This window comes from Corynebacterium sp. 11A (assembly GCF_008930935.1).
In the GTDB taxonomy this organism is placed as follows: domain Bacteria; phylum Actinomycetota; class Actinomycetes; order Mycobacteriales; family Mycobacteriaceae; genus Corynebacterium; species Corynebacterium megadyptis.
Window position 1 is genome coordinate 13,472 of record NZ_PQMR01000012.1, and the last position, 12,292, is coordinate 25,763.

Here is a 12,292-nt window from a genome sequence, read left to right on the forward strand (position 1 = left end):
CTTGGGGCTTTAGCCCGCGTGGCGACGAACTGCCTTCAGCTCGGCTTCTGCCCGAGCCTTCTCCACAGCGTCGCCCGAGGCCAATGCGGACTCAGCGGCGGAAGAATCCACCTCGTCGGCCCACGTTGCATAGTCGGCCAGCACGGTGACCTTCTCCGGGGTGACGGAGAGGAAGCCGCCCTGGCAGGCGGCGACCTTCTTCTGGCCGTCTGTCGCGGTCAGAGTCACCACGCCGTTTTCGACGAGCTGAGCGAGCATAGGCTCGTGCCCTGGCAACACGCCGATTTCACCTTCGATGGTCTGCGCGGTGACGATGGTGGCCCGACCGGACCACAGCACGCGTTCCACGGAGACCAGTTCTGCGGCGATGTCAGCCATAGCTTAGCCCTTAACCTTCCGCTTGGATCTTCTTGTAGGCAGCCTCGACGTCGTCCAGCCCGCCAAGACCGTTGAAGGCCTGCTCCGGATAGTGGTCGAACTCGCCGTTGCAGATGCGCTCGAACGCGTCGATGGTGTCCTCCAGCGGCACGTAGGAGCCGGGCAGACCGGTGAACTTCTCAGCAACGAAGAAGTTTTGGCCAAGGAAGCGCTCGATACGACGGGCACGCTGCACCGTGATCTTGTCTTCCTCACCGAGCTCATCCATACCGAGGATGGCGATGATGTCCTGCAGCTCCTTGTTCTTCTGCAGAATACCGATCACGCGCTGCGCCACTGCGTAGTGACGCTCGCCGACGATACCGGGCTCGAGGATACGAGAGGTAGAGGTCAGCGGGTTCACGGCCGGGTAAATACCCTTCGATGCGATACCACGGTCAAGCTCGGTGGTGGCGTCGAGGTGGGCGAAGGTGGTGGCCGGGGCGGGGTCGGTGTAGTCGTCCGCGGGGACGTACACGGCCTGCAGCGAGGTAATGGACTTGCCCTTGGTGGAGGTAATGCGCTCCTGCAGGACACCCATCTCGTCAGCCAGGGTGGGCTGGTAGCCCACGGCCGAAGGCATACGACCCAGCAGGGTGGACACCTCAGAGCCAGCCTGAGTGAAACGGAAAATGTTGTCGATGAACAGCAGCACGTCCTGGTGCTGGACATCGCGGAAGTACTCCGCCATGGTCAGACCGGACAGGGCCACGCGCATACGCACTCCTGGCGGCTCATCCATCTGGCCGAAGACAAGCGCGGTATCTTGCAACACGCCCATCTCCTCCATCTCGAGGTGGAGGTCCGTACCCTCACGGGTACGCTCACCGACGCCGGCGAACACCGAGGTACCGGAGAACTCGCGGGCGATACGGGTGATCATCTCCTGGATGAGCACGGTCTTGCCCACACCTGCACCACCGAATAGACCGATCTTGCCACCCTTAACGTAGGGGGTAAGAAGGTCAATCACCTTGATGCCGGTTTCGAGGATCTCGGTCTTACCCTCGAGCTGGTCGAAGGCCGGAGGCTCGCGGTGGATGCCCCACTGCTCGCCGTCGCGGCCGAGACCCGGCTCGTCGAGGCAGTCACCGAGGGCGTTGAACACGTGGCCCTTGACGACGTCGCCCACGGGTACCGAAATCGGTTTGCCGGTGTCCTTGACCTCTGCACCGCGGACGAGGCCGTCGGTGGGGGCCATGGAGATGGCGCGCACGAGGTTATCGCCCAAGTGCTGAGCGACCTCGAGGGTAATGGTCTTTGCCACTGCTTCGAGGGTGACCTCGACTGTCATGGCGTTGAAGAGTGCCGGAAGAGCGCCGCGGGGGAATTCCACGTCGACAACCGGCCCAATGACACGAACTACTCGACCGGCAATTGCGGTCTGAGTATCGTGCTCTTGTAGAGCTGTAGACATAATTTAGTCACTTTCTCCGCTTTCGGCGAGCGCTCCCGCGCCACCGACGATCTCTGTGATTTCCTGCGTAATTTGAGCCTGTCGAGCCTGGTTGGCAACGCGGGAGAGGTCATTGACCAGCTCGGTTGCATTGTCCGTAGCGGACTTCATGGCGGTGCGGCGGGAAGCGGATTCTGCCGCAGCGGCCTCCAGGAACAGGGCGTACACGGTGCGCGAGACATACTTTGGCAAAAGCTCTGCCAGAAGAGTGTCTGCGTCGGGCTCGAAAAGGTAGTCCGCTGCAACACCCTGGTGTTGAGTCAGGATGGAGTCCTCGGAGTCGAACTCCTCAGTTTCCAGAACCGGCTCGATGGGCAGCACCTGCTGCACAGCGGCGGTCTGGGTCAGCATCGACTCAAACTTGGTGTAGACAACGTGGACCTGGTCGAAGCCCTGAACGCCCTCGCCCCCATCGCTCTTCAAGCCCTCACGGGGCTTGGTGTAGCCCTCGGAGCTGGCTAGGAAGCCATCGATCAGGTGACGACGCACGTCGTGCGTTTCTTTCCATGACGGGTCTTGCGAGAAACCAGTCCACGCACCCGCAAATTCTTCGCCTCGGAAACTGTAGTAGCCAACACCCTTGTTACCGGTGACATAGCGCACCGTTTCGTAACCGCGATCCTCCAGCATGCGCGTCAGCTCCGCTGCCTTCTTGAACACGTTGTGGTTGTAGCCACCGGCCATTCCTCGGTCACTCGAAACCACCAACACGGCGGCACGCTTGCCGTTTTCACGCTCGTGCAGCATCGGATGATCCAGGGAGCTGGCGGATGCCAGCTTGTTGATCACACGGTGCAACTCGACCGCATACGGCTGCGAGGCCTCAACCCGTGCTTGGGCCTTGGTGATTCGCGAGGTGGCGATCATTTCTTGAGCTTTAGTGATCTTCTTAGTGGAGTTCACTGACCTGATGCGGTCGCGAAGCTCGCGAAGATTAGCCATGAATCATCGCCTCCCTTCTTTTCCTTGGACGGTCATTGTGTGCATCACTGCTTACTTCTTAGCAGCTTTCTTGGACACGGAAATCTTGCTCTTGCTGACTTCCGTCTCGTCGAGTGCATCAACTTCCGGCTCATTGATAATCGGGGTTCCGTCCGAGGCCTGGAAGCTGGCCGCGAAGTTATCGGCTTCTTGGCGCAGCTGATCCTTGGACTCATCAGAGAAGGGAACGCCACCCTTAATCTGCTCGAACACGTCACCGGCAAATGCATGCAGGTGCTCGTGCAGCTCAGACTCGAAACGACGGACGTCTTCAACGGGAACGGAGTCAAAGACGCCTTCGTTCGCGAGGTGGATGGACACCATCTGGTCCTCCACGCTCATCGGGTTGTTCTCTGCCTGCTTCAGCAGCTCCACGAGACGCTGTCCGCGCTCGAGCTGACGCTTGGAAGCGGAATCCAGATCCGAAGCAAAGGCAGCGAATGCCTCTAGGTCGCGGTATGCGGCCAGATCCAGACGCAGGTTACCGGAGACCTTCTTCATGCCCTTGGTCTGAGCGGCACCACCCACACGGGAGACCGAGATACCCACGTTGATAGCGGGGCGGACACCCTGGTTGAACAAGTCGGACTCGAGGAAGACCTGACCGTCGGTGATGGAGATCACGTTGGTCGGGATGAAGGCGGACACGTCGTTCGCCTTGGTCTCGATGATCGGCAAAGCGGTGAGCGAACCGGCACCCATGTCGTCGGAGAGCTTCGCAGCGCGCTCCAGCAGACGGGAGTGCAGGTAGAACACGTCACCGGGGTAAGCCTCGCGTCCCGGAGGACGGCGCAGCAGCAGGGAGATCGCACGATACGCCTCAGCCTGCTTGGTGAGGTCATCGTAGATTACCAACACGTGCTTGCCCTGGTACATCCAGTGCTGGCCCAGAGCGGCACCCGAGAAGGGAGCCAGCCACTTGAAGCCTGCGGCATCGGAGGCCGGGGCCGCCACGATGGTGGTGTAATCCAGTGCACCGTGCTCGCGCAGAGTCTCGCGGACTCCAGCAATGGTCGAGCCCTTCTGGCCGATGGCCACATAGATACAACGGACCTGCTTCTGCGGGTCGCCGCTGTCCCAGTTGGCCTTCTGGTTCAGAATGGTATCGATGCAGACCGCGGTCTTACCGGTCTTGCGGTCACCAATGATCAACTGACGCTGACCGCGACCAATCGGGGTCATTGCGTCGATTGCCTTGATGCCGGTTTGCATCGGCTCTTCGACCGGCTGGCGCTGCAGCACGGACGGTGCCTGCAGCTCCAGTGCACGCTCTTCTTGCGATGCAATTTCGCCCAGGCCGTCGATGGGCTGGCCTAGGGGGTTGATAACGCGGCCGAGGAAGTCATCCCCAACCGGAATCGAAAGGACCTCTCCGGTCCGCTTTACTTCGTCGCCCTCTTTAAGAGTCTCGTAGTTACCCAAAACCACGACGCCGACGCGGTCAGTGTCAAGGTTCTGAGCGACGCCAATCACGCCGCCAGGGAACTCGAGCAGCTCATTCGCCATCACCGACGGCAGCCCCGAAACCTGGGCAATACCGTCAGCTGCCGAAATGACCACGCCGACCTCCTCGCGGGAGGCCTCCGGGGAGTAGCTCGAGGTGTAGCTAGCAATCGCGCTACGGATCTCATCGGAGGAGATCGTCAGCTCCGCCATGTTCTTCCTGCTCTCGGTTGTTTCGTCCAGCATGTTGTCCAAAAATGTAGTCGTGTCAGTGCGTAGTGCCTGTGACCCGCGATGCGGGTTTAGGCGAATGCGCGGCGCATTCTTTCGATCTTGCCCTTGGTAGAGCCGTCGATCACTTCATCACCGACGCGGATGAGCATTCCACCGAGGAGGCTGGTATCAACCTCGGTATGGACGTTCATCGCACGACCGTAAATACGTCCCAGTTTGTCCGCTAGTGCCTGCTCCTGCGTGGAGTTGAGCTCTGATGCAGCAACGACATGGGCAACTGAGCGGCCAGAGACCTCTGCAGCGGAGTCAACGAGAGAAGCCAGATCATCGATCGGGTTCTTCTCTGGGCGACCAACGGCTTGCAATGCAAGCGCCTCGGTCACCGCGGTGACCTTGCCGTAGAGAACCTTGGCAAACAGCTCACGCTTCCGAGATGCAGGTTGGGTCCGGTCGCTGAGAAGATGAGTCAGTTCGGGCTCATCTTCCAGGATGCGGCTCAGTCGGAAGAGCTCGCCTTCCACCTGCTTCAGCTGACCCTGCTCCTGTGCGGAGCGGAACAGGAAGCGTCGTCCAACCTCAACAAGTCCGGTGCGCATTTCGCGCGGGTTGGACCAGCTGAGCTTCACAATGTCGCACAGCACGCCAAGGGCGGTCTCAGAGACCTTGCCCCCAAACACCGTCTTCATCAAGCCGGCGCGAGCGTCGGCCGGAGCGGCTGTATCGGCTGCTGCCACACGCAGGCCGCGGTCAACATCCAGGGCATCGACGATGTCGAACAACTCGGTGCCCGTCTGAGCGGCAACTGCTACTGCGTTATCGGAGCTGTTGGCCACGCGGTCAACATATCCGAACGCTTGGTTTAGCGCCTCGCGGCTCGCTGCGTGCATATCGCTCACTTTCCTGCCGGAGCCACGCTGTCGAGCGAGGACAAGAAGTTATCGATCGTGCCAGAACGCTTGACGTTGTCGGAGAGTTGCTCCCCGAGCAAACGCTCAGCAAGGTTGATCGAGTTCTGTCCCATCTCGGAACGCAGTTCAGAAACAACCTGCTCGCGCTGGGCAAGAAGCTGCTTCTCTCCGGACTCAATAATGCGGTTGCTCTCTTCGGTGGCCTCGGCCTTCATCTCGTCCACGATCTTCTTGCCCTTTTCGCGGGCTTCTTCGCGGATCTGCTGTGCTTCGGCGCGGGCCTCAGAAAGCTGCGCGTTGTACTTTTCCAGCGCGGCCTTTGCCTCAGCCTGTGCGGCCTCGGCGCGTTGAATGCCGCCCTTGATCCGGTCCTCACGCTCGGCCAGGACCTCTTGGAACTTCGGAAGTACGAACTTCCAGAAGAGGAACAGGATTACGATGAGCGAAACAAAGGACCAGACGAGGTCGTAGTTAGCAGGCAACAGCACGGAGAATTTCCCCTCCCCGGGGAGATCCTCCCCACCGGCTGCTAAGTAGGTATAGACGTTCGTCATGAGTCTTTAGTGCTTTCGTGTCTGTTCGTCTTAGAGGATGAAGCCGGCAACCAAGCCGATGAGGGCGAGGGCCTCGACGAAAGCGATGCCCAGGAACATGGTGGTACGCAGCTGGCCGGCCATCTCAGGCTGGCGAGCCATGCCCTCGAGGGCCTTACCAACGAGGATGCCGATACCGAGGCCCGGACCGATGGTGGCGAGACCGTAGCCGACGGTGGCGATGGAGCCGTCAAGACCGTTAGCGGCCTGTGCGAGGATGACTTCGTTCATGATGTGTCGTTCCCTTTCTAGGGGCTCAGCGCTTCCTTAACTGAGCCTGGAATTGTGTGGTTTTTTGGTCCGCTGAAATCAGCGGGTCAGTGTTCGTCTGCGTGCAGAGAGAGTTCGATATACACGGCCGACAGCAGGGCGAAGATGTACGCCTGCAGGAAAATGACCAGCATCTCGAACAGAGTAAATGCAATCGCTGCGAATAGGGTCACTGCGGACAGCGCGGTCCAGCCATTCATCTGCCAGAAGAAGAAGTTGGTGGCAGAAAACAGCAGCACCAAGATGATGTGACCGGCCAACATGTTGGCCATAAGACGCAGAGTGAGGGTTGCGGGGCGCAGCACGAAAGTGGAGAAGAACTCCAGCGGGATCACCAAGAAGTGCAGCAGCCATGGGAGATTAGGAATCACCACAGAGGACTTGACGTACTTGAAGAATCCGTAGCGCTTAGCACCCGCATAGACGAAGGCGATGTATCCGAAAATTGCCAAGACCAGCGGCATGCCGATTCTGGCGTTCGGGGATACGTTGAGGCCAGGAATGATCGAGGGGATATTCATAGCCAGAACAAGGAAGAAGATGGTGGCAATGACCGGCAAGAACCGGCGGCCCTCCTTCTTGCCCAAGATATCTTCCGAAATGTGAATACGAACGAAGTCAAGGAGCATCTCGGCTACGTTCTGGAGGCCACGCGGAACAACCTTCGGGTTGCGCATAGCCACGAGGAAGAAGATCGCCAACAGCACCGCCATAAGCAGGCGGACGAACATCAGACGGTCGATTGCGAACCAAGTATCGTCGAACCAAATTGGACCCGGGGAAAATTCGTGTTCCAGAGAGGGCGGATGGAACTCACCCTTCATGGACAGTGTTGTAACGCTCAGCGTTCTCTCCCGTGTTCGGGCCGAAACGCCCTGTACAGAGCAGCTTCGGTGCGATGGACGTCTGATTTTCTTTGGCCGTACCGGACTCCGTCGCACATCTCGTGACGGCCAATTGTGGGCAGCGCATGAGAGCGTTTGCCCGTCGATAAGATTATCAGGCTTGTCTCAAGTTCACCCGAAAGATGAAACGGCCTTGCCCACCCCTCGCCCAGACACAAGAAAAACCCGCGCGTAGCGGGCATTTTTCCCCTCTTGTAAGCTGTCTCACAGGGGTTTTTCGCCCCTGTTATGGGGGTGGCTCCTCCGGCACGGGTTCTCGCCATAACTATTGAGCAGAGTGAATAGATGCACCACCTTCCCCAGAGGCATCCCCCAGTAGAGGGGATTGTCGCGGGCGAACGCGCCCTGAGCGTGCAGCGAGTAGGCGTCGATAAGCATCCGCCCGCACTCGCAGCTAGTTGATGGTGGTCACCTTGGTGGTCATAATTGCCCAAACCTCGGCGCCGAGCACGATCACTAGCGCCGCCACCGTGGTCACGACGAGCGCAATCGGATCGTAGAACGTCAAATCGCGCAGGGCCCACAGCACAATGATGAGCACGACGATTTTCACGAGCCAGCCGCCCAGTACCACCACACCCGTCATTTCTGGGGAGGTATGGGAGGTAAGAAGGGTGCTGAGCACGGTAAGCAACACGAAACCGCCACCAATAGCCGCGCCGAGGAGCACGCCCCACACCCCGGGGAGATCGCGGATGAGCCACCACAGCAGCAAGGACACCACCGTCACGGCCACCAGCGCCAGCGAGCCCATCTTCATGGCGCGCACCAAGGGGCGCCGCGGATCATCGTATTGCGAGGCGGTTTTTTCAGTCATAATGCGGAAATTGTACACACTACACACAAGCGCAGCGCCCCGCTAGGAACCCCGCGCCACAGGGGTCGAGCTGCGGCGCATATGGCGCCCTTCCCCACTGCCTCGAGTACCTGCCGCGCGGCGCAGCGAAGGCAGCACCGTGAGAACCACGGCGAGCAGGGCGCTCACCCCGAAGATCAGGCCGGCGATGCGCGCCGGAAACACCGTGAACCCCACAGCGCCGAAGGCAACCACCGAGACCCAGGTGTACAAAATGAGCACCACGCGGCGGTGGGTGTGGCCAATGTCGAGCAGGCGATGATGCAGGTGTTTGCGGTCGGCGGCAAAGGGCGAGCGCCCCGCGGAGACGCGCCGCACCACCGCCAATACCAGATCCAGCACGGGGATGAAGATCGCTGCCGCTACCACGATGAAGGGGCTGAGCAGGGCGACGATGTCCTCGGTGCCGTAGAGGCTCATGTTGATCTTGCCCGAGGCGGAGGTGGCCGCGGCAGAAAGCAGCAGCCCGATGAGCATCGCTCCGGTATCGCCCATGAAAATCCGGGAAGGCTCGAAGTTATGCGGCAAGAAACCGGCACACACCCCCACCAGGGCAGCGGCAATAATGGCCGGTGGATAGGCCGAGACAGCCCCGCCTTGATCGTGCAGCACCGTCAGGGAGAATACGAGAATGGCCGCCCCGGCGATCATGCCCAGTCCTGCGGCGAGACCATCGATGCCATCGACGAAGTTAATGGCATTAATCAACGCCACTGTAAACACAGTGGTAAAGATCGTGGACTGGACACTATCGAGGATGACGGTGGTGCCCTCGCCGAAAGGCACATAGATCAACGTCCACGACAGCCCGAGAGCGCTCATCACAATGGCGGCCAGAATCTGGCCGATGAGCTTAGTGACGGCGTCGAGCTCGAAGATGTCATCGATCACACCCACCACAACAATCACGATGCTCGCCCAAAACACCGCATGCATTTCGGGGGTCATGGGCATAAAGCCACGCGTCAGCGCCGGCAGCTGGGAGGCCATCACCACCGCCAGCACCAGCCCGGTAAACATCGCTACCCCGCCGAGCTGTGGTTTCGGGATTGTGTGCACATCCCGATCCCGAATATCGGCCAGCAGCCCGGCGCGCACCACCGCATGCCGAATGATGCCCGTGGTGAGATAAGTGACCGCGCACGCCGCCAGCAAAATGAGCGCCAGCTCACGCAGGGGAACACCCGCTCCACCAGCGCCCATGGTGTTGTCCTTTCCTTCTCGTGCTACCCAGATGTAGCGCCTCAAGCCATATCCACTACTGCTACTACGCAGCAGCGTGGCCCCTTAGATTGGCCCCACACCCTGTGCACTCTTCGTCTCAGCAGTTTAGGCCACCGCCAGCACTCGCGGGGTGGCCGCGGCTCCGGTACGGGCCGATTGGTTTCTTTTCGCGCGCCGCCGCATGCTGCCGTACTGCCGCATCACCGCGCGCCGAGCGATGGCGACGTGAGCGGTACGTCCTCGTGTACTTTAGCGGGCGCGAAGCTGCTCTGGGTCGATCTCCAGCACCTCTGCGATCCGTTCCGCAGAGATTGCGCCCTCGCGGAGCAGCCGTGTCTTGTTTCCGGAGAGATCAACGATGCTCGAGGGCTGACCCATGGCGCACTTCCCACCGTTGAGATAGGTAGACACTGCGTTGCCGAGCTGCTGCTTGGCGTCGACAACAGTGGTGGCCGGTGGCTGCCCGGAGATATTGGCGCTGGATACGGCCATCGGGCCGGTTGCGCGCAACAGTTCGATGGCCACGGGGTGCAGCGGCATGCGAAGCATCACGGTCCCGCGGGTATCGCCGAGGTTCCACAGCAAAGACGGTGCTTGTTCGATCACGATGGACAGCCCGCCGGGCCAAAAGGCCTCCACGAGGCGTTGTGCATTGGGCGTATAGGTGTGAACGAGGCCGCGTACTGTGTCCCAGCTTCCGATGAGTACCGGCACCGGCATATCTGGTCCCCGCCGCTTCGTGGCGAGGAGCTGATTCACCGCCTGATTATTGAAGGCATCGCATCCCAAGCCATAGAGGGTATCGGTAGGAAGAACAACAAGCTTTCCTTCCGCAACCTCGGCTGCGGCGGTGCGGACACCGAGCTCGCGCTTGTCATCTTGGGAGCAATCGAAGATCCGAGACACGTCGAATTCTCTCCTTATACGTCAGCGGCAATTGTGGTGGTGTAGCAAAAATAGTACGCCCCAGAGCACACGGCGCGATAACACCGTCCACGGCAGGCCGCCTATTCGGGTGCGTCCAGCTGCCGAGTGGCGAGGCTCCCAGCAGCGGCAGGTGGCCCCAGCGCACGGCGGCGGCGCTATAGTCCGCCGAAGAGAATACCTCCGACGATCACCGCGCTGAGGATGGAAAAGGCCAGCGCGAAGGGCACGAAACGCAGCACAAAGGCCTTGCCCCACATGCCGTATTGCATAGCGATGAGCTTAATATCCACCATCGGGCCCACCACGAGAAAGACGAGCTGCGCTGTGGGCGAGACATGGGTGAAGGAGGCGGCGATAAAGGCATCAGCCTCAGAACAGAGGCTGAGCACGATCGCCAGCGCCGCCATCACGGCGACGGCCATGAGCGGGTACTCATTGATCGTCTCGAACCAGGAGCGCGGCACAGTCACCTTGATCAGTGCCGCGGCCATCGCGCCGAGAGCGAGGAAGCCCCCAGCGTTCATCAGATCGCTCAGTGCGGAGGCACGAAACACGTCCAGTTTCTTCGCGTGGCTGTGGTCGTGGCCGCGGCCGATGTCCATGTGCTCCTCTCCCCTGATGCTGATCCACATCCATCCCACGAGGATCGCGGCGGCGAGCGAGGCGAGAAACCGCGCCCACACCATGAGGGGAAAACCATTGAAGGCCACGGCGGTAGAGACGAGCACCACCGGATTGATCGCTGGCGCGGCGAGCATGAACGCAAGTGCTGCAGCAGGCGGAATCCCGCGCCGAATCAGTGACCCACTCACCGGAACCGAGCCGCATTCACAACCCGGAAGTAGCAGACCGGAGCTGGCCACGGTGGGCACGGCGAGAAATTCATTGCGCGGAGTGATTGTGCGTAGTGCGGTATCAGACACAAACGCCGAAATCGCCCCCGACACGATCACGCCGAGCACCAAGAAGGGCATGGCCTGCAGCGTGATGGCCACGGTGATCGAGGCCCAGGATTCCACTGCGCCGCTCATGGGCAGGATAGGCCCGCGGATGCGTACCACCAGCAACGCTACGGCGAGCAGAGCTACCGCAACGACGGGAATGAGCCACCAGCTTCGCGGCCCTGTTCCGTGCCTGCGCTGGGACAGATCGCTCGCGGTGTGCGGGGGATGCGCGTGCGTGGTCATCTCACACCTGCTTTCTTAGAGATAAGGGCGGTTGGGTTGATCGATCGGCTCAGTTTCTTCCACCCGCAGCACCGGCCATTGTGCGTCGGCAGCGGTGTCTACTGTGCCGCTGAGCTCGTACCACTGATCTGAAACTGGTTCCGCAAGGCCTTCTAGGCGTACTTGATAGGGAATGGCGTCGGCCGCGCAGCAATAGATCTTGAACCGCCCAAGAAACCAGTCTCCCTCCGCGCCTTCTGAGGCGAAGCCGACCACTCGGACTTGCACCCCATCGAGGTCCTCTTTGGAGCCAAAGTAGAAGCGGTTGGCGAGATCCTCGAGCGTGATCTCATTGACGTCATCGCGCGCCAGCTCGGGAAAGGCGATGGTGCCATCGGGATTGCGCTCCACCCGCACCAGTTGTTGGGCGCGTTGCGCCTGCGGATCCCCCATGCTTGTCGACGCCCCACCCACGGCCGCAGAGCCCAACATCGACGCCCCTAACGGGTCCGGCGCGCTCAACACCGCGAGTAGGACGGGCACAAGCAACACCCACGAGGTGGCGCGTACTGGGTGCTCCCCCGCTGCGGTGGCCGCGTCGAGCCGCACCCGCACGAGGGACCATACTCCCAAACCGAAAAGCGCCAGCCCGGTGAGAATCATGATCGGCCGAAAGAAGGGCTGCACATAGTTGTTGAGCTGCCCAGTGATCGCCAATACCAGCAACACGATGCTCAGCAGCACCACAATGGTGGAGGCCAGCACGGTAGAAAGGCCCTGTGCGGGGCCGGTCTCGCGCATCGTGGCGCAGCAGGCCTGCTGAGGCGGAGATGAATGCTCACACGGAGCCATGGTGAGTAGATGTCCTTTCCACGGGGCTACTACGCAGCAGAGTGATCTGAAAATTCAGTG

Annotated in this window: 13 protein-coding genes; all 13 read right to left on the bottom strand. The window is 60.6% G+C overall.

What is annotated here, in order from left to right:
- Positions 1–9 precede the first annotated feature (9 nt).
- Complete coding sequence (locus GBB18_RS08790) at positions 10–378, bottom strand: F0F1 ATP synthase subunit epsilon (protein WP_151549054.1); 369 nt, start codon at positions 376–378, stop codon at positions 10–12.
- A gap of 10 nt (positions 379–388) precedes the next feature.
- Positions 389–1,834 carry a F0F1 ATP synthase subunit beta gene (atpD, locus tag GBB18_RS08795; RefSeq protein ID WP_151641424.1) on the bottom strand — a complete coding sequence of 482 codons (1,446 nt, stop codon included), beginning with the start codon at positions 1,832–1,834 and terminating at the stop codon, positions 389–391.
- Between the two features lie 3 nt (positions 1,835–1,837).
- Positions 1,838–2,815, bottom strand: coding sequence for a F0F1 ATP synthase subunit gamma (locus GBB18_RS08800; protein ID WP_151549056.1), 978 nt, complete (start codon positions 2,813–2,815; stop codon positions 1,838–1,840).
- Between the two features lie 51 nt (positions 2,816–2,866).
- On the bottom strand, positions 2,867–4,543 hold the full coding sequence (gene atpA, locus GBB18_RS08805) for a F0F1 ATP synthase subunit alpha (protein ID WP_192795993.1): 1,677 nt from the start codon (positions 4,541–4,543) through the stop codon (positions 2,867–2,869).
- A gap of 56 nt (positions 4,544–4,599) precedes the next feature.
- Complete coding sequence (locus GBB18_RS08810) at positions 4,600–5,418, bottom strand: F0F1 ATP synthase subunit delta (protein WP_151641425.1); 819 nt, start codon at positions 5,416–5,418, stop codon at positions 4,600–4,602.
- A 5-nt stretch (positions 5,419–5,423) separates the two neighbouring features.
- The gene (locus tag GBB18_RS08815; protein ID WP_151641426.1) at positions 5,424–5,993 is read right to left on the bottom strand and encodes a F0F1 ATP synthase subunit B; all 570 of its coding nucleotides are present in this window, start codon (positions 5,991–5,993) and stop codon (positions 5,424–5,426) included.
- A gap of 30 nt (positions 5,994–6,023) precedes the next feature.
- Positions 6,024–6,263: an ATP synthase F0 subunit C gene (locus GBB18_RS08820; protein ID WP_018019996.1), complete on the bottom strand. Its 240-nt coding sequence runs from the start codon at positions 6,261–6,263 to the stop codon at positions 6,024–6,026.
- Between the two features lie 86 nt (positions 6,264–6,349).
- Entirely contained in the window at positions 6,350–7,126 is a 777-nt protein-coding gene (atpB, locus tag GBB18_RS08825; RefSeq protein ID WP_151641427.1) for a F0F1 ATP synthase subunit A, read from the bottom strand.
- 475 nt (positions 7,127–7,601) lie between these two features.
- A complete protein-coding gene (locus GBB18_RS08830; RefSeq protein ID WP_151529956.1) occupies positions 7,602–8,024 on the bottom strand; it encodes a hypothetical protein in 423 nt (140 codons plus the stop codon).
- 42 nt (positions 8,025–8,066) lie between these two features.
- On the bottom strand, positions 8,067–9,266 hold the full coding sequence (locus tag GBB18_RS08835; RefSeq protein ID WP_151641428.1) for an MraY family glycosyltransferase: 1,200 nt from the start codon (positions 9,264–9,266) through the stop codon (positions 8,067–8,069).
- A 270-nt stretch (positions 9,267–9,536) separates the two neighbouring features.
- Complete coding sequence (locus tag GBB18_RS08840) at positions 9,537–10,193, bottom strand: L-threonylcarbamoyladenylate synthase (protein WP_151641429.1); 657 nt, start codon at positions 10,191–10,193, stop codon at positions 9,537–9,539.
- A gap of 176 nt (positions 10,194–10,369) precedes the next feature.
- Positions 10,370–11,401: a permease gene (locus GBB18_RS08845; protein ID WP_225990270.1), complete on the bottom strand. Its 1,032-nt coding sequence runs from the start codon at positions 11,399–11,401 to the stop codon at positions 10,370–10,372.
- A 15-nt stretch (positions 11,402–11,416) separates the two neighbouring features.
- Positions 11,417–12,232: a TIGR03943 family protein gene (locus GBB18_RS08850; protein WP_151641430.1), complete on the bottom strand. Its 816-nt coding sequence runs from the start codon at positions 12,230–12,232 to the stop codon at positions 11,417–11,419.
- Positions 12,233–12,292: the final 60 nt, after the last annotated feature.